Origin of the sequence: Halobacillus massiliensis, from assembly GCF_900166625.1 — a bacterium.
Classification (GTDB): domain Bacteria; phylum Bacillota; class Bacilli; order Bacillales; family Halobacillaceae; genus Halobacillus_A; species Halobacillus_A massiliensis.
This window is the reverse complement of record NZ_LT800499.1, coordinates 2,745,358-2,767,248: the sequence shown is the minus strand read 5'-3', so window position 1 is coordinate 2,767,248 and position 21,891 is coordinate 2,745,358. Positions and strand designations below refer to the sequence as shown.

The window sequence follows — 21,891 nt, the reverse complement described above, 5'->3', positions numbered from 1 at the left end:
ATGGAGGTCAAACTGCATGATATCGGTGAAGGAATGCACGAGGCAGAAATTGTTCACTATTTCGTAAAAGCTGGACAGAGAGTAAAGAATGATGAGCCGTTGGTAGAAATTCAGACAGACAAAATGACAGCTGAGCTTACAGCCCCTTCAGCGGGGGTAGTCGAAGAAATTTGTGCAGGAATCGGAGATATTGTAGAAGTAGGGTCCACTATTCTATCGATTCGCACGCAAGATCAGGAAGAAACAAAGACGATGCTCGTAAGCAGGGATACAAGGTCAGATGGCCCGAGCACGTTAAGCACAAAGCCTTTTCAATTGGAAAATCCGAGCCAGCGGGTTCAGGCATCTCCTCATACTCGTCGAATAGCAAGAGAAAATGGTGTCAAACTTGAAGAAGTACAAGGTACGGGCCCATCAGGAAGAATCATGGATCATGACGTGTTTAACTTTATGAAAGCGCATACAAAAACTAAAGGGATACGGGAGGAAAGTACTGAGCATGGTCAGGATGTGAAAGAGGAGAATTACTTACCTTTTCGCGGAAGAAGAAAACAAATCGCCAAGAAAATGACACAGTCTCTTTACACAGCTCCACACGTAACACATTTTGATGAGGTGATGATGACAGACTTACTTGCCTTAAAGCAGAGCTTAAAGAGTCAGGGAATAGGGATATCTGTCGCTGCATTCTTTATTAAAGCTCTTCAGCAATCTTTAAAAGAATACCGGATTTTCAATGCTAAACTTGAAGAAGAAGAAGGACGGATTAAGCTGGAGGAAGTTTATAACATTGGCTTAGCTACCGATACAGAAGAGGGATTGATTGTTCCAGTGATTAAGAATGTGGAACATAAATCAATAGAGATCATTCATGCGGAAATGAAGGAACTCACGAAAAAAGCAAAAAACAATGAGCTATCTTCAAGTGACCTTACTGGCGGGACGTTTACGATGAGTAACGTAGGCCCACTTGGAAGTACAGGAGCAACACCGATTTTAAATTATCCAGAAACAGGACTAATCGCTTTTCATAAAACAAAACGAACTCCTGTAGTTATTAATGATGAAATTGTTATACGAGATGTAATGAATGTTTCCTTTACCTTTGATCATCGAGTAGCTGACGGAGCCCAGGCGGCAGCTTTTATCAACCGTTTTATAGGTTTTATTCAAAATCCTGGTCAGATGATGTTAAAGCTCATTTAAAGGAGGCCTACTGTGGAAAAAAGAATTCCGTCCTTTAGCATGTCGCTTGTTATATTTGCCGTCGTTGTAGCCGTTCTTGGTGTAAGTATTTTGGAATTTGGTGCTGCTCCCCATATTCCCATTATTGGAGCTGCCGTTATTGTGGCCCTTTACGGGTTGAAACTTGGCTATACGTGGAAGGATTTAGAAAAGGCCGTGACTAAGGGAGTTTCCCATGGGGTGCCTGCAATCTTGATACTAAGTCTTATCGGAGTTCTTGTAGGCATATGGGTATTAAATGGTACCGTCCAAACCATAACGTACTACGGCCTGCACGTTTTGTCACCATCGATTTTTCTAGTATCAGCCGTAATAATTACGGCAGTAGTTGCAACGATGACCGGAAGTTCCTGGAGTGCCTTAAGTACAATAGGAATCGCTTTAATGGGAGTCGCTTATGGAATGGAAATTTCACCTGCAATGACAGCTGGGGCTATCGTCTGTGGTGCTATGTTTGGGGATAAAATGTCGCCGCTCTCTGATACAACGAACTTGGCTTCGGCAACGGGCAAAGTGGATATCTTTGAACATATCAGACATATGATGTGGACGACGGTGCCAAGTCTTATAATTACACTGATGATCTTTGGACTCCTCAGCTTTATGTCAACACAAGAGGCAGCCAATACGTCGAATGTAAACAGTATGATAACGATCCTTGAAGCTGAATTCCCAATTACTCCCGTAACCTTAATTTCACCGCTTCTCATTATTATTTTGGCTTTTATTCGGGTCAGTTCGATCCCTGCTTTAATTATGGGGATTGCGGCTGCAGCTTTGACTACGTTCTATACCGTACCTGGTGTAACGATTGGCGAAATAATGAATACCTCTCATTTTGGATATACAGCTGAGACAGGAGATGAAGCCATTGACAGTCTTCTGTCCATCGGTGGCTTAGACAGCATGTTGTTTGGAGTATCGCTCATACTAATTGCTCTTTCATTTGGCGGGATTGTTAAAGAAATCGGGATTGCCCATGCGGCAATTAACGGAATCAGAGATTTCCTGAAAAACCGCGGAAACGTGGTGCTTGCTACCGTATTATCCTGCCTTGGTGTCAATGTAACGATAGGGGAGCAGTACTTATCTATCATACTTCCAGGACAGATGCTTGAGGAGAGTTACAAAAATGCAAATCTCCATCCAAAAAACTTATCACGCACTTTAGAGGATGCTGGAACTATTATTCATCCCTTAATCCCATGGGGAGTAACAGGCGTTTTCATAATGTCTACCCTTAACATAGGGATGGGTTATATTCCATATTCTTTTCTATGTTTTATTACTCCATTGATTGCGATTATATATGGATATACTGGCTTTTCTCTGACACCATTAAATAAAGAAGTGGTAGACTATGAGGGAAAATTAATAGAAAAAGACGCATGATAGAAAGGATAACAATGAAATCACAAATCCAAGTAATAAAAGAAACAATGCCATCGAAGGATGGAGAAAGAGTATATTACTATACCCTGCCGGAAAGTAACAAGGGGCCAGTGCCCCTTGTATTCTGCTTTCATGGAGCTGGAAGCAGCGCAAAGCATCATATGGCGCTTACGACATGGTATGAAAGGCAATGGATAGAAGAGGCCTGCTTTGTTTTTCCAGAAGCTCTCATGGTAGAGCAGAATAAACCAATGACAAGACAATGGAACGAAGGAAGGAATAAAAACCTTTCCTGTCAAAATGAGATCAATGATGCTGGCTTTATTTTGAATATAATTGATGTTTTTAGTAAGAAGAAGGTTATTGATGAAGAAAAAATATTTTTGAACGGTTTCTCAAATGGTTCAGCTTTTTCTCTTAAATTAGCAATTGAATATCCGGAAAAGTTTGCAGGGGTAGGAGGCGTGGGAGGACCAGTCGTTAAAGAAATAGCAGAAAAAACGCACTGGAAGCAGCCTATGCCATTGATTTTCTTCATGGGGGAAAAAGATCCCGTCGTTCCTTTTGATGGAAACTATACCTCTGATTATGAAATTGATCAGCTATTATCAGCAGAGCAGACCGTTTATGAGTTTGCAAAGTCCCTTCCTTTTCCTGTAGAAGAACATAAGGAAAAAACAGGGGAAGTGACGAAAGTAACTTACAAATCTCAAAATAACGAGGTAGTCTTTTATGCTATGAGCGAGTCGGGCCATACATGGCCAGGAGGTCCTGCATTTCAAAAAAAGATGGGGGCAGGCGCAGTTTGTGAACAGCTTGATGCGACAGAACTAATTTGGAATTTCTTTAAATCTCAATTTAGTAAACTTATTTGACTGGATTCTATAGGGAATTATCTGAGGATTTTATCTTAAGATTTATGAAAAGGAGTTCCGTTTACCTTGGATAAAGAGAACCGGGCCAGGGGAAACAACTCGCTTTCCATGGGAGAACGGTGAGCTTCCTCGGGCTTTTCGCCCTCCGGGATCTCACCCTGTTCTATCCTCCCATAGGAGTCTCGCCGTTTCCCCCGGCCCTTTATGTTTATTAAAGTAAAGAAACATGGAATAGTGACAATAAATTTGATAGAAAGTTGAAAGAAATACCGATTTTTCGTTTACCTTGATAAAGAGAACAGGGCCAGGGGAAACAACTCGCTTTCCATGGGCGAACGGTAAGCTTCCTCGGGCTTTTCGCCCTCCGGGATCTTACCCTGTTCTTTTCTCCCATAGGAGTCTCGTTGTTTCCCCCGGCCCTTTATGATTAATTGATTAAGGGAACCTTAACGTAAGAGGACTAAGGGAGAGTCCAAATATAGTGTTCCGTTTACACCATCAACGTTAAAGAGGCTGGGAAATGGCGAGACTCCTGCAGGGAGATAGAGCCATGGTGAGATCCGCGAGTGCAACGAGCTAGCTCACCGGCTCCCCGCGGAAAGCGAGTTGTTTCCAAGCCGCGTTTCTCTTACTACCGGAAACGGAACCGTCTTTTTTCCCTTCTTAGAGAAAAGGAAGGGAAATGACGAGACTCCTGCAGGGAGATAGAGCCAGGGTGAGATCCGCGAGTGCAACGAGCTAGCTCACCGGCTCCCCGCGGAAAGCGAGTTATTTCCCAGCCGCGTTTCTCTTACTACCGGAAACGGAACCGTCTTTTTTCCCTTCTCAGAGAAAAGGAAGGGAAATGGCAAGACTCCTGCAGGGAGATAGAGCCAGAGTGAGATCCGCGAGTGCAACGAGCTAGCTCACCGGCTCCCCGCGGAAAGCGAGTCATTTCCCAGCTCTTTTCTCTCCTTATAATTAATACCCGCCCATTAAAAAGAATCTTCTCAACAGAAAATATTAACTCTTTAACTCATAATACTTTAATCATATAGAATATAAAGGTTATACATATTTCTAATATAAATAAGCAAATGATATTTTATAATTATTGAATATTTAAAAAACAAAGGAGGCGAAATTTAATGACAAAAGTAAAAGCGCGAATCAATGGACACCACTTTTTAGAAGAAATTGATGCTCAGCTTCTAAATACTCATAATAATTTTATTCATTCCTGGGCCTCACCCGTTAATGGAACAGTGTATGGAACTCTCCTTAACGACCGTTTTGAAGTAGAGATTATGAAGGAGAGATTTAAAGAAGCCCCTTATAACCAGCCGCCTAAGGCCCCGGTTCTTTACATTAAACCAATTAATACATTAACTGGACACCAGTCAGCCATTCCGCTTCCTTTAAATTCAAATCAAATTCAAATATCCGCCGGACTTGGTATCGTAATAGGAATAAAAGCTGAAAAAGTTTCAGCTAAAGACGCATTTGATTATATCGAAGGGTTTACTATTGTGAATGATGTAAGCCTTCCGCATAACAGTCTGTTTCGTCCGGCTGTTAAAGAAAAGGCAAGAGACGGATTCTGTCCGGTGGGGCCGTGGATTGTACCGGCAGCAGCAGTCAGCGACCCGCATAACTTAGGCATAAAAGTTTTTATAAATAACGAACTAATGCAGGATTTTCACACGAGCCGCCTGGTACGTACTATTCCTGAACTGCTTCGTGATGTAACTGAATTTATGACGCTTAATGCAGGAGACCTTTTAATTGCAGGAACTGGAGCACATCCTCCATTAGCTGGAGACGGTGACTTAATCACTATAGAAATCGATGAGGTGGGTCGTCTGGAAAACAGCGTGAGGAGGGACCGGCTATGAAAAAGGCGCGCGTAGCGTACGAGGGGAAAATTTTTGAGGCGTTCTATACAGAAGAAGGGATTAAACTGTCTAATGGGCAAATTGTCAGTGAACAGCAAGTTGTCTGGCTGCCGCCATTAGAAGCGAGAACATGCTTTGCATTAGGGCTTAATTACTTCGACCATGCCAGTGAACTGGAATTTAATGCACCAGAAGAGCCTCTAGTTTTTCTTAAAGGTCCGAATACCTTTATCGGGCACAGAGGTTTTACAAAAAGGCCGGAAGATGTCACAAATATGCATTACGAATGTGAACTGGCGGTTGTTATCGGGCATCAAGCGAAACAAGTTAGTGAAGCTGAGGCTTATCATTTTATTTCAGGATACACCATTGCCAATGATTATGCCTTTAGAGATTACCTGGAAAACTACTACCGTCCTAATTTAAGAGTGAAAAATAGAGACGCCAGCACTCCGATTGGTCCGTGGCTGGTCAACTGTGAAGATATAGAGGACCCGATGAATCTGCAATTAAGAACATATGTTAATGGCAGCAAAGTGCAAGAGGGATCCACAAAGGATATGATTTTCAGTATTCCCGCCCTCATTGAATACTTGAGCAGCTTTATGACTCTTAATCCAGGTGATGTTATTTTAACGGGAACTCCTAAAGGAACGATTGACACGAAAGCCGGGGATGAAGTAATCACCGAAATAGAAGGAATCGGCCGGCTGCAAAATACGGTTTATTAAGGAGGGGAAACATGCCTCATGTTATTTTGGAATATACCGATAACCTTTTAAAACATGTCGACATCCAGGAGATTCTTAAAAGTATCAATGATGTACTCATCGAGCGTAAGGACATGTTTCCAACCGGCGGTATTCGTTCTAGAGCTCACGAAGTCAATTACTATCAAATTGCGGATGGAAAAGAAGATGATGCATTTCTTCATGCTATTGTAAAAATAGGGAGCGGACGAAAGGAAGAGGATAAAAAAGAAGTGTGTGAGCGTATCTTTTCTGTATTAAAAAAGCATACGGGACCCTATGCAAAAGACCACTTTTTCGCATTATCCCTCGAACTTGCCGAGTTTCAGCATGCTACCTATAAAATGAATAATATCCATGAAAGGTTTAAATAATGGCTGGACAAGAGAATTTTTTTTCAGCATTACTAAAAACAGGCCACAGGGCCTGTTTTTTTATAAGTATATAAATTTCGTCCCTTAAGGCTACAAATATTGTATTTATCAAATAAAAAAGCAAGTGGTAATCTGAAATTGTTTCATATTTCAGAATAATTTGTAAGCGTTTACTTGTAGGTGGATTTTGTTTTAAAACACTATCCCTCTATTATTAAACAAGCCAAAAGGAGGAATTTATATGCTCGGTTTTGATGATTTTTGGGTGGGCTTTGCGTGGTTTGGTACAATAGCAGCTCCAATCGTTTGTATCGTGTACGGTGCCGTGATGTGGAATAAAGGAGGGGGAGAGGGATGAATCTTGCGATATTGCTTCCACTCGTTGCGGTCTATATCGGTGTCATGACTATTCTTGCCTATTATGGCTATAAGAAAACAGTCACAGCTGAAGATTATCTTGTCGGGGGACGTAATACAAACTCTATTATTATGGCACTTTCCTATGGAGCTACTTTTATCAGTACATCAGCGCTAGTAGGCTTCGGCGGCGTTGCCGCAGTTTATGGAATGGGACTCTTATGGCTCGCTTTTTTAAATATCGTATTAGGAATATTCGTGGCGTTCGCTGTGTTTGGGAAAAGAATCCGGCAAATGTCTTTAAAAATCAATGCTTCTACGTTTCCAACTTTTTTAGGGAAGTATTATGACTCGAAATTTATCACTATATTTGCCGGTTCGATGATTTTTATATTTATGCCCGCTTATACGAGTATAGTACTTATTGGAGGAGGAAGGTTTCTGCAGGAATCGCTGGCGATGAATTTTAACGCGGCACTCCTGCTGCTTGCGGTAATTGTAGCCGTTTATGTAATCACTGGCGGGATTAAAGCGGTGATGTATACAGATGCCTTTGGAGCCGTCATTATGCTTTTAGGCATGGTGCTATTTCTATTTGTAACTTATCAGGCAGTGGGGGGCCTGTTCGATGGTCACAAGGCTTTAAACACATTAGGAAGTATGGTGCCTGACAATCTTGCAGCAGATGGACATAATGGCTGGATGAGCATGCCCGACCTCTGGTCTCCCATGTGGTGGACACTTGTCAGTACTATGATATTAGGTGTAGGAATTGGGGTTCTTGCACAGCCGCAGCTTGTCATGAGAAGCATGACGGTATCAAGTGACCGCTCTCTTTACAGGTCAGTGATCGTTGGTGGAATTTTTATATTTTTTATGGCTGGTGCCGCTTATATGATTGGTCCCCTCAGTAATGTTTATTTTATGGAAACGTCCAGCCAGCTTGCCATTCAGGCAGCTGAAGGAAATACAGACCTTATCATCCCCCGGCTGATTAATGATATTATGCCGAATTGGTTTGTTTACCTGTTTACGCTTACCCTTCTTTCTGCAACGATTTCAACAGTCAGCTCCCTCATCCATGTTCAGGCATCTTCCTTTGGAGAAGATATCCTTCATACCCTTGGTGTGAGAAGGATTTTCGGAGGGAAAATCAGTCCAAATCGCTTTGGGGTTATTGTCGGAATGGTGCTCGCAGTAATTTTGGCTTATTTGCTTCCAGGCGGAATTATTGCTCAGGCGACAGCCTTCTGGTTTGGTATCTGTGCAGCAGGTTTCTTGCCGGCTTTAACAGGAGCATTATTTTGGAAGGGAGCTACAAAACAAAGGGCAGCTGCCAGTATTATTGCCGGATTCCTAATAAGTGTATTTGGTTTTTTATTTCTGAAAAGTTCTCAGTCTGCAGCATTTGGTCTTTCACAGGCTTTGTTCGGCCGCGATTTTTTACTTCCATATCCTTGGACACATATAGATCCTTTATTATACTCTCTGCCTATTTCAACAATTATTTTCGTAAGCGTCAGCCTTCTGACGCGTGAAAAGCAAAAAGAAGCATGGAAGAAAGAGAATGTTGATGCGGCTCAATGAAAAAAAGTAAGTCACCATAAGGGAATCCAGCTCAAAAAAGGATTTTCGATAGGATGAAAAGAGTAAGCTGTCTCCGACGAGCGAGACAGCTTTTTTGTTTGGAATTATGCTTCTACATAACTTGCCTGATCTTCGAGAACTTGAATCAGACGTTGAGATGCTCTAGTTAAATAGCGTTCTTTATGCCAGATAACAGCTGCTTCCGACTGAATTTCTGTCCCTTTAAGTTGATAACTTTTTACATTTTTAAAAGCAAACGCGTGCAGTGTGGATTCAGGGACAATGGTAGCACCAACTCCATTAGCTACGAGTGACAGGAGCATTGCGGCATCTGGACATTCGCAGATGACATGGGGGTCTATCCCATTTCTGCGGCACTCTTCTACCACCAGCTCAAATTGTCCTACCCCACTAATACGGTGAAGGAGCATTAGAGGAAGATCTCGCAGCTCTTTAAAATCAATAGAGCCGTTTTGATTTTCAATTTTCCAGTTATCAGGAGTAACGAGTATGTATGGTTCTGAAGGAAGGGATATGATGTTAAATTCGTCTGAATGCATAGGAAGACGAACGATTGCAAGCTCTATTTCACGTTTTTTTATACATTCCTCCAGGAAATAAGTGTCTCCTTCCCTGAGCTGGTAGGTAATACTTGGATGCTGGTTTTTGAAAAGCTGGAGAGCTCTGCTTAAATATGAAAAACATGATTTTGTAGACCCGATATGAACTTTGCCTCGGATACCTTCATTTGTTTCTCTTACTTCCACAAGAGCTTCACTAAAATCAAGGAGGAGTCTTCCGGATTTTTCAAAAAGAATTTCACCAGCTTTTGTGAGCTCTAGTTTTCTGCCGTTACGATCGAACAGCTTCAGGTTTAATTCTTCCTCCATTAATTTTATTTGCTGGCTGAGAGGAGGCTGTGCCATATGAAGTCTTTTAGCTGCTTTGGTTACCTGTTGTTCCTCAGCAACTGCTCTAAAATAACGCAATTGTTTTAAATCCATGTAATGACTCCCTTCTGTATGTGTTTATGAATACTTTTTTAATATGAAAAGTAAATATTATAGATATTTTTAATATATTTACCGCTATGATAATTTGAATATACAGAGTTTAGTAAATATTTGCAAACCTTTATTTGACGATAAAGAAAGCGCTATCAAATATAGAGGAGGATGAGAATGAGTAACAGTCAGACGGCATCAGAACTGAAAAGAAAAACGATTGCTGGAGTACACGATGTGCAGCTCTATATTGGGGGACAGTTTATGGAAGCGGAATCCGGTGAGCAATTTGAAAATATCAGCCCTTTTACAAGGGAAAAAATAAATCGTGTTGCTTCAGGCGGAGAAGAAGATATACATAAAGCCGCCTTAGCTGCAAAAAAAGCTTTTAAAGGTGAATGGGGAAAAATGAAGCAAAGCGAGCGGCTTCAATATGTTTATAAGATAGCTGATCTAATTGATGAACATACTGAGGAGCTGGCACCACTTGAATCTTATGATACAGGGCTGCCTTTAAGTATTACGAAAAAAATGGTCAGCCGCGCTTCCCAAAATTTCCGTTTTTATGCCGAGATGGTATCAAGCCGCATGGTCGGTAAAGCGTATCAAGTAGATGACGAATTTTTAAATTACACGATCCATAAGCCTGTCGGTGTAGCCGGACTGATAACACCTTGGAATGCTCCCTTTATGCTGGAAACTTGGAAAATAGCTCCGGCGCTTGCCACAGGCAATACAGTTATTTTGAAACCAGCTGAATGGTCGCCGCTGACAGCTAATAAGTTGGCAGAGATTATTGATCAGGCCGGACTTCCTGATGGGGTCTTCAATGTCGTCCATGGTTTTGGGGAAAGTGCTGGGGCATCCCTTGTTGCTCATGAAGATGTGAACTTAATTTCTTTCACAGGTGAAACGGCTACAGGTTCTGAAATTATGAAAAATGGTGCAGACGCTCTGAAGCGTTTTTCTATGGAGCTTGGAGGTAAATCACCGATCATTGTTTTTGAAGATGCCGACTTTGAACGAGCTATTGATGCTTGTACCTGGGGGATTTTCTCTTTTAATGGTGAACGCTGTACAGCGAATTCCCGTTTATACATCCATGAAGATATAGCAGACTCCTTCATCGCTGCCTTAAAAGAACGTGTAGATAACATTCGTGTCGGTGATCCTCTTGATGATCGTACACAGGTTGGTCCTTTAATTCATAAGAACCATTATGACAACGTGACCTCTTATTTAAAACTGGCAAAACAAGAAGGCTGCGATGTTTACAGGGGAGACGTGCCGGAAGAGTTCAAGCAAGGAAATTTTGTTCCACCGACACTTTTACTTAATGCCGATAATTCAATGCGTGTTGTACAGGAAGAAATATTTGGACCTGTGTTAGCGGTCATGACCTTTAAGGATGAGGAAGAAGTTATTGAGCTTGCCAATGATGTCCGCTACGGCCTGGCTGGTTATGTATGGACAAAAGATATTCAGCGGGGACACCGCGTGGCCCAGGCTGTAGATGCAGGAATGCTTTGGATAAACTCCCAGAATGTACGTGATTTAAGAACACCTTTTGGGGGGGCTAAGCATAGCGGCATTGGACGTGAGGGCGGCTATTATGCCTTCGAGTTTTATACAGAAATGCAGGTTATACACGTAGCGTTAGGTGATCACCGCATTCCCCAGTTTGGTAAAAAATAAGGAGGGTTTTTACTATGCCAGCAAAAACAGGTGCTCAATATATAGATCGGATTAAAAAGGCAGGCAACAATGTATATATCGGGGGAGAAAGAGTCCAAGATCCGACCACACATCCGGCATTTAAAAATGTCATTCAATCGATGGCTAAACTATATGATCTTCAGTACGAAAAGCCAGAAAAAATGCTTTACACTTCTTCTAAGACCGGTGACAAGGTGGGAATGACCTTTTACCGCCCGGAAACGATTGAGGATTTAATCAAACGAAGAGAAGCTACGCAGGAATGGGCCCGCTTATCGGGCGGTATGATGGGACGCTCTCCTGACTATTTAAATGCAGAAGTCATGGCGATGGGGGTGGCCAGCGACTTATTTGCTGAAGCTGACCCCATGTTTGCAGAAAACGCAAAAAACTACTATGAATACGCCAGTGAAAATGATGTGAGCTTAACACATACACTGATCCATCCACAAGTGAACCGCCAGAAAGCCCAGCATGAACAGAAAGATGCGAATGTGGCTCTTCACTTAGTAGAGAAACGAAGGGACGGTATTGTAGTAGATGGTGTCCGCCTGCTTGCCACACAGGGCGGGATTACGGATGAAATTCTTGTCTTTCCGTCTACTGTTAAAAAAGCCGGCGAACTCGATGATCCATATTCTCTGGCTTTTGTAGTACCAAACAATACGCCAGGCCTGAAATTCCTTAGCCGTGAGTCCTTTGATTATGGAAAAACAGAATGGGACCATCCGCTCAGCAGCCGATTTGAAGAAGGAGATGCCATTGTTTACTTCGACAACGTCTTTGTTCCATGGGAGAAAGTTTTTGTTTGCGGCAATTCATCGATTTGCAATCGTACCTTCCTTGAAACGAATGCTGTTGTCCATATGTCCCACCAAGTCCTTGCGAAAAACATTGTTAAGACAGAATTTGTACTGGGGATTATTTTAAGCATTATGGATTCGATTGGAATCGATAAGTTCCAGCACGTGATGGATAAAGGAACGGAAGTTATGCTGATTTTGGAAAATATGAAATCCCATCTTTATAAGGCAGAGCATAATGCCAAGCTCGATAAGTGGGGGACAATGACCCCTGACTTTGAAGCATTAAATGCTGCTCGAAACTGGTACCCGCGTGTCTATCCTAGAATTACTGAAATTCTTCGTATCCTTGGAGCATCTGGTCTTATGGGAATTCCGTCAGAAGAAGATTTCCACCATGAAGAAATCGGCCCGCTGCTTGACCGTGCGATGCAGTCAAAGAATCTTCAGGGTTATGACCGTGTGAAGTTGTTCCGTTTAGCCTGGGATGTGACAATGAGTGCTTTCGGAAGCAGACAGACTCATTATGAGTATTACTTCTTTGGTGATCCTGTGAAAATGGGCATGACCTATTTTGACCAGTTTAATAAAGAACCATATAAAGCCTATATCAACGATTTCTTAAAAAATATTAAATCAACGAAACCTGATTTTACAAAAGTATAAGGAGTGAGACTATGAGTTTCGATATTATCCGATCAGGGCGGGCGGTTTTACATGTAACGGATCTTGAAAAATCCAGGAAATTTTATGATGCCCTGGGCTTTGTAGAGACAGAAGCTAACGAACAGGAAATTTATTTCAGAGGACTAGAAGAGCATAACCACCACAGCCTGCTCCTGAAGAAAAAGGATACGCCGTTTCTTGAAGTTATCAGTTATAAAGTCAGGTCAGAAGAAGATTTAGATAAGCTGGCTGCCAAATTGGAACAGGATGGCTATAAAGTGAAGTGGATGGATCAACAGCATGCCATGGGCCGCTCTTTTCGTTATCAGGATATTGCTGGGCTGCCGGTCGAATTTTATGCCCGGATGGATTCGGTAGAACGGAAGCTTCAGCAATACGACATATATAAAGGGGCGAAAGTTCAGAGAATCGACCACTTTAACTGTATGGTTTCAGATGTTGAAGCAACTCAGGATTATTATATGAAGGAACTTGGCTTTTCTTGTTCTGAATATACCGCGGGAGAAGAGGAGAAAGTTTGGGCTGCCTGGCTTCACCGCAAACCAAGTGTTCATGATGTGGCATTTATGAATGGCGAGGGACCGCGTCTTCATCACATAGGTTTTTGGCTGAAGGATCCCATGAGCTTAATTGACGGCTGTGATGTGCTCGCATCAATGGGATACGGCCCAAATATTGAACGCGGACCAGGACGCCATGGATTGTCCAACGCATTCTTTTTATATTTAAGAGACCCGGATGGACACCGGATTGAACTCTATAACGGCGATTATTTAACGAGTGATCCGGACTTTAAGCCGATTCGCTGGGATCTGGACGATCCGATGCGCCAGACATTCTGGGGGCATGCTGCTCCTGACTGCTGGTTTGAGGAAGCGACTGAAGTCCTTGATGTACACAGCGGAGAGAAAGTTGATAAGAAACCTGCCAAGCTTAAGAAACGCAAACCGACATTTGTGATATAAAATTTGTAAAGAGGTGATAAATATGGATGATCGTATGTTCAGAACGGCAATGGGAAAATTTGCAACAGGGGTCACTGTTATCGCTTCTGAAGCAGAAGGTGAAGTACACGGCATGACGGCCAATGCTTTTATGTCAGTTTCTCTTGACCCGAAGCTTGTTCTTATATCCGTCGGGAAGCAGGCGAAAATGAAGCAGGTGATAGAGAAATCCCAAAAGTTTACCGTCAACATTTTGTCGGATGCCCAGCAGGAATTGTCTATGATTTTTGCAGGACAGCTGAAAGATCGACAGGTTGTATTTGACTCTTTTGAGGGCATGCCTGTTTTGGAAAATTCTTTGGTAAGCCTCGCTTGTAACGTTTATAACACCCATGAAGCCGGAGATCATATTTTATACGTCGGTGAAGTGATAAACCTCAGTCTTCAGGATGGAGAGCCATTGACGTTCTTTGAAGGAAAATACAATCTTGTGAGTTCATAACTGAAAAGAGGGGGTGGTGCAAATGAAACAAATTTTCATTGATTTTCCTATAAAACAGGAGATTAAGGACAAGAGTGAGACTTGCGTTATGGCAATGGGATTTTTTGATGGGGTTCATCTGGGGCATAGAGAAATTATTAAGGAAGCGAGACAGATTGCCGCTCGAAAAAAATTGAAGCTCGCGGTCATGACTTTTTTTCCGCACCCCTCCTCTGTCATTCCGAAAGGAACTAAAGTTACTCACTATTTGACAACGCTGGAAACTAAAGCAAGGATCTTTGAAAACCTTGGTGTAGATTTAATGTATGTCGTGGAATTTAACAAGCAGGTGGCCGCAATTCCTCACGATCAATTTGTGAATGACTATTTGTGCGGCCTTGGAGTAAAGCATGCCATAGCAGGCTTTGACTACAAATATGGCCATAGAGGAAAAGGCGATATGGAGCAGCTCAAAATCGACAGTAAAGGCCGATTTGAAGTTACAACGGTTTCTAAGCTTTCTAAAAACGAGCAAAAAATAGGCTCTACTCTACTGAGAGGGCTTTTAACAGAAGGTAAAGTAGAACAGATGAGCGAATACCTGGGCAGAAATTATCAGATTTATGGATGTATGGACGGTCAAGGGAAATCTGTCCATATTAAGTATAATGACGAATGCTTTCTTCCATGTTCAGGAACATATGAGGTGACCGTTTATTTTCAAGGAATAAAAGCAAAAGGAATGTGCGAAGTTCATTCAGCGAATCCCCCTGGTGAACTGCATGTCCAGCTGTTCAGGGAGTTTCTAATTGGCTATGGGGAGGCTGTCGTACTTGAGTGGAACAATTTTATTGCTGACTTTACAGCCAAAGAATTTCATGCCCAGACAAATATAATGGAAGCAGGATTATAAGGAAGGAGAGGAAAAACTATGCCAATAGACTATAGAGAAATTAAATCAAAATTAAGAGGATCAATCACGCCAGTCATTACCCCTTTTCGTGAAGATGGTTCCATTGACTTTGAAAAAATGAGCGAGCTGATTGAGTTTCAATTGGCCAATGGAACACATGGTATTTCTGTAACAGGGACATCAGGAGAACCGAGCTCACTTACACTGGAGGAACGTGAGCAAGTGATGGAAAACTCTTATAATACCATCAATGGCCGTGTCCCCTTTGTACCCGGCACAGGATCAACAAACCATGAGGAGACGTTAAGGCTGACGAAAAAAGCAGAAGAAATCGGTGCTGATGCCGCTATGGTTATCGTGCCATATTACAATAAACCAAGTCAGCACGCGCTTTACAAGCATTTTAAAACAGTCGCAGATTCTGTGGAGATCCCGATCATTATTTATAATATCCCGGGCCGTACGGCACAGAATCTCCATGTGGATACTCTCGCTCAGTTGTCTAAAGACTGTCCGAATATTGTTGGAGTCAAAGAGTCAAACAAAGACTTTGAACATGTAAATAGAGTTCTTGAACGATGCGGCAGAGACTTTTTACTATTCTCGGGGATTGAGCTTCTCTGCTACCCAATGCTTGCAATTGGCGGAGCAGGATCTGTAAGCGCAACAGCAAATGTTCTTCCTGGCAAAGTGGCTGAAATGCATGACGCCTGGTTTGAAGGAGATGTGAAAAGAGCACAAAAGCTTCACTATGAACTGATGGAGTTAAATGATGTGCTTTTTAAAGATACAAACCCTGCGCCTGTAAAAGCTGCTTTAGGAATGATGGGGAAAATTGACCCCTATTTAAGACTGCCAATGGACATCCCTTCAGAAGAACTTCAGAAAGAAATACGAGAAACATTAAGGAAATACGGAATAGAGGCAGGTACATTGTCAAATGCATAAATCCAAATAAAAAACATCCGTCTCCGGATGTTTTTTTGATTTTATGAAAACGGTCCTCTTATCCTTTTCTCTTAATGTTCATCCTTTAAAAGCAGCAGTATCTTCTTTATATAGTGGTAGGTTAAATAAGCCACTCCCAGTACGAGAAGTACAGCTAATACTGTCCAAAGATATCCTAAAAGGTCGGTCAGGAAGATAGAAAAAACGGTAAATAATATAATTCCAATTAAAAAAAATGTAACTAAGCGAATAACCATTTTACAACCTCCGCTTTTATCAATATATATATAAGTATAAAATAAAGCTAAATCCATCGACAACCCAATTTTTCCATATGTATAAAAATTGTAAAAAACTTTTAAATAGAGTGGACGCGGATGGTCAATGAAAAGACCGCCAATATCTTAATTTAGGAAAAACATATTTCCCGGGGAATGGCTTAAGGAGAAAGAACAAGCTGTATAATTTAATGGTTTTCGCTGAAACTAAGAAAAAGTTAAATGAAAAGGAAGTGTTTTCAATGAGTCAGAATAAAGGAAAGAAAAAGGACAATCAATTTAAGGAAAATAAAAATAATGGGGAGCACCGTAATGGCCGATTAAGCCAAATGAAAAACCATAGTAATAGTGACGGGGAGCTCAATGAATATCTGAATAATAAGGACAATGAATAAACAAAAATAGTACGTATATTTTTACAGTTGCTCTCCTATACTGTCAAATAGACCTTGGAAAAAAGGAGAGGAAAGTATTGGAGAGAGAGTGGCTTCATCAACAAGTGAAAAATGTAAAGGGAAAGATTTGTTCAGGAACACTCAGGTTTAAATGCAGGGATGATTACTTTCTGCAGCAGCTGGATAAAGTAAAAGAGTGTGAAGATGGTCTTATCGATATGAATACTGTGTCACCTACGCTTATTACGTTAATAAAAGAAATTAATAAACCATAAGGCACCTCCTGGGGTGTCTATTTTTTATTGGTACAAGGTCCTAATATTTCATATAATATTTTCATGTAAAGGAAGGATTATGTATTTTTTTGTCGAAATATTGGTTATAGGGTATAGGAATTAGGATGATGGTGACTAAAGGAGGGAAGTAAATGAATCATTTCCTGCATTGCAGGGAATCATTCATTATTTTTTAGAGGGAATCATAAAAAAAGGCAGCAGGTACATAAAAAAAAAAAAGCCGCTGCCAATAAAAAAATTCATTATAAAGATTGCATAGGAAAGGGTATTTGAATGATCGAACCGATAAAAGAACTCTACTTCGGTAAAAAGAAACTTAAAATTACTGGAAATTATAGTGTTAGAATAGATCAAACGGTTGTGATTGAACCACGCAGTATACCTGAAGCTAAAATTGATCAATTTGTAGCAGAGCAGAAAAAAGCTGATAAAGTAGCTGTGAAATCGTATTATGGTGTGCCGCCAAAAGAGTTGGCCGGACCCTATGTAATGAAGAAAGTACACGGTCTTTTGATTTTAGGAAAGGAATAAGTTTCCCAAATGATAAGACAAATTGATGAGTAAAGCCCCATATAGTGGGCTTTCTTTCCCAAGTTAAAACAGAAGGAATTCCTCCTTATTTTGGTGAATGTATTATTATCCCAAGATAAGGAGGAATTTTTATGAAGTTTAAACGATTAGCCGTATTATCGATGGCTGTTTCTATGGCACTGCTGCCAAGCGTCGGCGAGACATCCGCTGCCGAGAAGACAGCTGAGCTGCCGAAAGTGCAACTGGGCAAGCAGGTGGAGAAAGACGAATATGTTAAAGGGGAGGTAGTCGTTAAATTTAAAGAAAGTAAAGGTAAAGCGGCACAAGCCTCAGCATTAAAAGAACTGGCTGCTGACGAAGTTCCGGATAAGGACGTTGTAGACTCAGAATATAAAGTGCTTAAAGTTAAAAATGTAGAAAAAACAGTTAAAGCTTTAAATAAAAATCCTAACATAGAATACGCGGAACCAAACTATGAATTTTCCGCTGATTGGACACCAAATGATACTTATTATAGCAGCGCTCAATATGGTCCTCAGTTGACTAAAACACCAGTTGCGTGGGATGTTGCTAGAGGAAACAGCAATCAGACGATAGCGGTTATCGATTCTGGTGTAGATTATAATCATCCCGATTTAAATGATAAAACGATTCGCGGATATGATTTTGTTGATTATGATTATTATCCAATGGATTTAAATGGACATGGGACTCATGTCGCCGGTACGGCAGCAGCTGAAACCAATAATGCTCAAGGTGTTGCTGGAATGGCTCCGAACACTCGTGTTTTAGCTGTCCGTGCGCTGGGGGCTGATGGAAGTGGATCGCTTACGGCCATATCTGACGCTATCCGCTACTCTGCCGATCAAGGAGCTGAGGTCATCAACCTGTCTTTAGGATGTGATTGTGACACTCAGACTTTAAAAAACGCTGTAGATTATGCATGGAGCAAAGGATCAGTTGTAGTGGCTGCTGCAGGAAATGATGGGGTATCTACAACCTTTGAACCAGCGTCTTACGCAAACGTTATTGCAGTAGGTGCGGTCGACCGCTATGATCGAAGAGCTTCTTTTTCAAACTATGGAACGTGGGTAGATGTAACGGCCCCAGGAGTTGATATTGCCTCAACGGTTCCAAATAATGGGTATGCCTATATGTCCGGTACCTCGATGGCCTCTCCGCATGTTGCCGGACTTGCTGGACTGCTCGCTGGACAGGGAAGGAGTAATACGCAAATCCGTGCAGCTATTCAAAATACAGCTGACAGAATTAATGGAACAGGAAGCTATTTCAAGTATGGAAGAATTAATTCTCAGGCTGCTGTAAACTATTAAACTTCTATTATGGAAAACCCAGAGTCCAGGCTCTGGGTTTTATTATTTTAATATATTTTTATGCTAGTGAAAAATAGTAAAAAGCAATAAAGCAACCAAACAATTGAGAAAGTCAGAAGGTAATTCTTAAAGAAATGTTTATACAGTAACGGTTATCTCTATTTTACAGAGATAAAAATAACAGCAAAATGTCCAGAAATCAGATAGCAAACAGGGCGGTGAGGAGTGATGTGTTCGGAAATTAGCCTTCTGAGAGAATACAAAGGCAATTATCTTAATATTTTGCGCTTTTTCGACTTATTCCTGCTTTTATCTAAATTTTCTTAAAATAGTAGTTTAATTCATTTTCATGTGGGAAAGTGTCCCGTACGTGGGAGAGTTTCTCGCTATATGCCAGCATTATTCGACATCATTAGAATCGGCTTCAATGTGTGAAAATCTTTTATTAATATAAGGAGAGTGTAGTCATGAAAGATCTTTATCCTTCAAGACAAAATAACAAGCCGGAGATCTTGGAAAGAAAGGATCCAGTTATTCATACTGACCGTTCCAATGATCATAATGCTCCTCTTTCAAAAGAGCAGCTCGATTTCTATGAAAAAAATGGTTTCCTTCAAGTTAATAATCTTTTTACAGATGAAGAAGTATCTGACATGCAAAAAGGGATTTTTGAACTAAAGGATGACAGTAGTGATGTGAAGTCAGATAAAGTTATCCGTGAACCAGAGAGTGATGAGATCCGCTCAATCTTTCATGTCCATAAAGATGACAACTATTTTAAAGATGTAACTAATGATCAACGTTTATTAGACATAGTAAACTATTTACTAGGAAGCGACGTTTATATTCACCAATCCCGAATCAATTATAAGCCTGGTTTTACTGGAAAAGAATTCGACTGGCATTCTGATTTTGAAACATGGCATGTAGAAGATGGAATGCCGCGTATGAGAGCATTAAGTGTATCAATCGCACTTTCTGATAACTATACATTCAACGGGCCATTGATGCTTATACCAGGGTCCCATAACTATTATGTCAGCTGTATAGGTGAAACACCTGATGACAATTACAAGGAATCCCTTCAGAAGCAGAAACTTGGAGTGCCGGATCATGAAAGCTTAAGATGGCTGGCTGAAAAAGGTGACGGTATTTCTGTACCGACTGGAAAAGCTGGTTCTATTACAATCTTTGAAAGCAACACGATGCACGGATCTAATGGTAACATTACACCGTATGATAGAAATAACTTATTTATGGTCTTTAACAGCGTGGAGAATCAACTCGTAGAGCCATTCTCCGGCGGGAAAGAGCGTCCGGAATTTATTGCGGTACGTGACGGTGTACGACCATTAAGTTATAACTAAGTGAAGGAGATTCTCTCATTATAGGCTGGCATATAGGATCCAGAACTGTTTGAACAGTTCTGGATTTTTTTATGAAACAAAGTCAGCAGGTAATCCGTAAAAAGAAGAACGAGGGTGACAGGTGCTTTTGTATCTCTTGCATCAGGTAACCCTAATATTATCGGCACCTCACAGCTTAATAGTATTATCAGTAAATAGGAAAAGCGGTTTATGGAAGGGAAACATAATGGGAAAGATTACAAGATTGAGAATTTCGATAAGCTGCTCCGTATATTTTTCTGTCTTTCTAAAAAGTAGTCTTTCATTCTTAAAACTTCCCAAAAGTATGGCGAGACATTTAATGATAGAATAGTTAGGGTATTTATTATGGAGGGAGGGGAGAACATGCCTAAGAAAAAGTCCAAGTCTGTAAGTAAAGTATTTACGGAGGGTATTATAAAGTTCGTTCTCCCTATTCTCTTATTCATTGGTTTTATGCATTGGATCAACGCAAGTGATATTGGAGAAGGTTTTACTACTTTTACAAATAAGGAAAAAAACATCTCCCCCCAGGTATTACAATATGAAGATGAAGTTCAAAAGTATGCAGAAGAGGAAGGGATTGGCGAGTATACAGATCTCATCCTTGCATTAATGATGCAGGAATCCGGCGGCAGAGGGTCAGATCCCATGCAGGCTTCGGAGTCTCTGTGCGGTTCGGTAGGATGTATTGACGATCCCGAGCTTTCTATCAGACAGGGAGTTTCCTATTTTGCTAATACATTAAATCAGGCAGATAATGATATTAAACTCGCTCTCCAGGCTTATAATTTTGGAGCGGGATTTATAGACTATGTAAGGCAAAATGGTGGGAAATATACGCAGGAGCTAGCGATTGAATTTTCTGCAGAAAAGTATGATGAACTGGCACATACCGGAGATTATAGCTGTGTTCGTGAAGAAGCTGTTCAGTATGATGCCTGTTATGGGGATATATATTATGTGGAAGCTGTCCTGTCCTATTATGAACAGGAAAATGATGAAGTGCGATTAAGCTCAATCAGTGGAGGTGGGAACTGATGAATTTTAATCTTCAGGAAAATATAGAAATTTTGGAGCGTACCCCTCAGACCTTGAATTTTTTTCTTTCAGGTGTCTCAGATGGATGGCTTACTTGCAATGAAGGAGAAGGTACATGGAATGTCTCCGAAGTAGTCGACCATCTCATAGAGGCGGAAAAGTACAATTGGATTCCTCGTTTATCACATATTCTTGAAAAGGGAGAAAGTGAATCCTTTCCGGCATTTGACCGTCATTCTCATTTGGGAAAGACAACAAACCATACCATTCGAGAAAGAATTGAGTATTTTAAAGAGCTTCGCAAAAATAATGTTCTGCAGTTAAACCAAGTAAAGGATCAGTTAGAGAGGAAAGGGCATCATCCAGCCCTTGGTACAGTTCGAGTAAGAGAGCTATTGGCTACATGGGCTGTCCACGACTTAACACATATCTCCCAAATCGTTCGGGTGATGGCTCATAGGTATTGTGATGATGTAGGTCCCTGGAAAGCTTATCTTGGGATTTTAAACACAGACTAAATGCTTACTCACTCTCACTTTTGATAAGGTATAAGGTTGTTCTCTTTACTGTGAAATCTATTATTAGTTATTGAATAGCACAAGAAGAACTTCAAGTTCCGATCATACTTATTTTCAAAAAGGGCCGGGGGAAACGGCGAGACTCCTATGGGAGGATAGAACAG

The 21,891-nt window shown here is 41.1% G+C and carries 23 protein-coding genes; 21 read left to right on the top strand and 2 right to left on the bottom strand.

Features of this window, described 5'->3' with window-relative positions; translation table 11 throughout:
• The 8 genes from B7E06_RS13755 (at nucleotide 1) to B7E06_RS13725 (ending at nucleotide 8,453) form a co-directional block, all read left to right on the top strand.
• Nucleotides 1-1,206, top strand: a complete 1,206-nt coding sequence (locus B7E06_RS13755) for a dihydrolipoamide acetyltransferase family protein (RefSeq protein WP_082234540.1) — start codon at nucleotides 1-3, stop codon at nucleotides 1,204-1,206.
• Nucleotides 1,207-1,218: 12 nt separating this feature from the next.
• On the top strand, nucleotides 1,219-2,637 hold the full coding sequence (nhaC, locus tag B7E06_RS13750; RefSeq protein ID WP_082234539.1) for a Na+/H+ antiporter NhaC: 1,419 nt from the start codon (nucleotides 1,219-1,221) through the stop codon (nucleotides 2,635-2,637).
• 14 nt (nucleotides 2,638-2,651) lie between these two features.
• On the top strand, nucleotides 2,652-3,512 hold the full coding sequence (locus tag B7E06_RS13745) for a CE1 family esterase (RefSeq protein WP_179134056.1): 861 nt from the start codon (nucleotides 2,652-2,654) through the stop codon (nucleotides 3,510-3,512).
• 1,127 nt (nucleotides 3,513-4,639) lie between these two features.
• Entirely contained in the window at nucleotides 4,640-5,386 is a 747-nt protein-coding gene (locus tag B7E06_RS13740; protein WP_082234537.1) for a fumarylacetoacetate hydrolase family protein, read from the top strand.
• On the top strand, nucleotides 5,383-6,117 hold the full coding sequence (locus tag B7E06_RS13735; RefSeq protein WP_082234536.1) for a fumarylacetoacetate hydrolase family protein: 735 nt from the start codon (nucleotides 5,383-5,385) through the stop codon (nucleotides 6,115-6,117). Before B7E06_RS13740 ends, B7E06_RS13735 begins: the two co-directional genes overlap by 4 nt.
• A gap of 11 nt (nucleotides 6,118-6,128) precedes the next feature.
• Nucleotides 6,129-6,509, top strand: a complete 381-nt coding sequence (locus tag B7E06_RS13730; protein WP_082234535.1) for a 5-carboxymethyl-2-hydroxymuconate Delta-isomerase — start codon at nucleotides 6,129-6,131, stop codon at nucleotides 6,507-6,509.
• A gap of 241 nt (nucleotides 6,510-6,750) precedes the next feature.
• Nucleotides 6,751-6,867, top strand: coding sequence for a symporter small accessory protein (locus B7E06_RS22340; protein ID WP_342743633.1), 117 nt, complete (start codon nucleotides 6,751-6,753; stop codon nucleotides 6,865-6,867).
• Nucleotides 6,864-8,453: a sodium:solute symporter family protein gene (locus B7E06_RS13725; RefSeq protein ID WP_082234534.1), complete on the top strand. Its 1,590-nt coding sequence runs from the start codon at nucleotides 6,864-6,866 to the stop codon at nucleotides 8,451-8,453. The genes B7E06_RS22340 and B7E06_RS13725 overlap by 4 nt, the downstream gene beginning before the upstream one ends.
• 104 nt (nucleotides 8,454-8,557) lie before the next feature.
• Here B7E06_RS13725 and B7E06_RS13720 read toward each other — a convergent pair whose 3' ends face one another.
• Nucleotides 8,558-9,457: a LysR family transcriptional regulator gene (locus B7E06_RS13720; protein WP_082234533.1), complete on the bottom strand. Its 900-nt coding sequence runs from the start codon at nucleotides 9,455-9,457 to the stop codon at nucleotides 8,558-8,560.
• A gap of 177 nt (nucleotides 9,458-9,634) precedes the next feature.
• On the opposite strand from B7E06_RS13720, the gene hpaE reads away from it, so the two are divergent.
• Genes hpaE through hpaI form a run of 6 tightly spaced genes read left to right on the top strand, consistent with a single transcriptional unit; the run spans nucleotide 9,635 to nucleotide 15,949 of the window.
• The gene (hpaE, locus tag B7E06_RS13715) at nucleotides 9,635-11,152 is read left to right on the top strand and encodes a 5-carboxymethyl-2-hydroxymuconate semialdehyde dehydrogenase (RefSeq protein WP_179134055.1); all 1,518 of its coding nucleotides are present in this window, start codon (nucleotides 9,635-9,637) and stop codon (nucleotides 11,150-11,152) included.
• Between the two features lie 14 nt (nucleotides 11,153-11,166).
• Entirely contained in the window at nucleotides 11,167-12,642 is a 1,476-nt protein-coding gene (gene hpaB, locus B7E06_RS13710) for a 4-hydroxyphenylacetate 3-monooxygenase, oxygenase component (RefSeq protein ID WP_082234532.1), read from the top strand.
• Nucleotides 12,643-12,653: 11 nt separating this feature from the next.
• On the top strand, nucleotides 12,654-13,628 hold the full coding sequence (hpaD, locus tag B7E06_RS13705; protein ID WP_082234531.1) for a 3,4-dihydroxyphenylacetate 2,3-dioxygenase: 975 nt from the start codon (nucleotides 12,654-12,656) through the stop codon (nucleotides 13,626-13,628).
• 22 nt (nucleotides 13,629-13,650) lie between these two features.
• Nucleotides 13,651-14,109: a flavin reductase family protein gene (locus B7E06_RS13700; RefSeq protein ID WP_082234530.1), complete on the top strand. Its 459-nt coding sequence runs from the start codon at nucleotides 13,651-13,653 to the stop codon at nucleotides 14,107-14,109.
• 22 nt (nucleotides 14,110-14,131) lie between these two features.
• Complete coding sequence (locus tag B7E06_RS13695) at nucleotides 14,132-15,001, top strand: FAD synthetase family protein (RefSeq protein ID WP_082234529.1); 870 nt, start codon at nucleotides 14,132-14,134, stop codon at nucleotides 14,999-15,001.
• A gap of 24 nt (nucleotides 15,002-15,025) precedes the next feature.
• The gene (gene hpaI / locus B7E06_RS13690) at nucleotides 15,026-15,949 is read left to right on the top strand and encodes a 2,4-dihydroxyhept-2-ene-1,7-dioic acid aldolase (RefSeq protein WP_082236011.1); all 924 of its coding nucleotides are present in this window, start codon (nucleotides 15,026-15,028) and stop codon (nucleotides 15,947-15,949) included.
• A gap of 71 nt (nucleotides 15,950-16,020) precedes the next feature.
• Here hpaI and B7E06_RS13685 read toward each other — a convergent pair whose 3' ends face one another.
• Nucleotides 16,021-16,206 (bottom strand): hypothetical protein, encoded by a 186-nt coding sequence (locus B7E06_RS13685; protein ID WP_082234528.1) that lies wholly within the window; start codon nucleotides 16,204-16,206, stop codon nucleotides 16,021-16,023.
• A gap of 263 nt (nucleotides 16,207-16,469) precedes the next feature.
• On the opposite strand from B7E06_RS13685, the gene B7E06_RS21895 reads away from it, so the two are divergent.
• From B7E06_RS21895 to B7E06_RS13650, 7 genes are all read left to right on the top strand, one after another.
• Entirely contained in the window at nucleotides 16,470-16,622 is a 153-nt protein-coding gene (locus tag B7E06_RS21895) for a hypothetical protein (protein WP_179134054.1), read from the top strand.
• 77 nt (nucleotides 16,623-16,699) lie between these two features.
• Complete coding sequence (locus B7E06_RS13675; RefSeq protein ID WP_082234526.1) at nucleotides 16,700-16,897, top strand: hypothetical protein; 198 nt, start codon at nucleotides 16,700-16,702, stop codon at nucleotides 16,895-16,897.
• A 294-nt stretch (nucleotides 16,898-17,191) separates the two neighbouring features.
• Nucleotides 17,192-17,449: a hypothetical protein gene (locus B7E06_RS13670; protein WP_082234525.1), complete on the top strand. Its 258-nt coding sequence runs from the start codon at nucleotides 17,192-17,194 to the stop codon at nucleotides 17,447-17,449.
• 131 nt (nucleotides 17,450-17,580) lie between these two features.
• Nucleotides 17,581-18,783, top strand: coding sequence for a S8 family peptidase (locus B7E06_RS13665; protein ID WP_082234524.1), 1,203 nt, complete (start codon nucleotides 17,581-17,583; stop codon nucleotides 18,781-18,783).
• Nucleotides 18,784-19,250: 467 nt separating this feature from the next.
• The gene (gene thpD, locus B7E06_RS13660) at nucleotides 19,251-20,150 is read left to right on the top strand and encodes an ectoine hydroxylase (protein WP_082234523.1); all 900 of its coding nucleotides are present in this window, start codon (nucleotides 19,251-19,253) and stop codon (nucleotides 20,148-20,150) included.
• A 384-nt stretch (nucleotides 20,151-20,534) separates the two neighbouring features.
• The gene (locus B7E06_RS13655) at nucleotides 20,535-21,209 is read left to right on the top strand and encodes a lysozyme family protein (protein ID WP_082234522.1); all 675 of its coding nucleotides are present in this window, start codon (nucleotides 20,535-20,537) and stop codon (nucleotides 21,207-21,209) included.
• The gene (locus B7E06_RS13650; RefSeq protein WP_082234521.1) at nucleotides 21,209-21,727 is read left to right on the top strand and encodes a DinB family protein; all 519 of its coding nucleotides are present in this window, start codon (nucleotides 21,209-21,211) and stop codon (nucleotides 21,725-21,727) included. Before B7E06_RS13655 ends, B7E06_RS13650 begins: the two co-directional genes overlap by 1 nt.
• Nucleotides 21,728-21,891 lie beyond the last annotated feature (164 nt).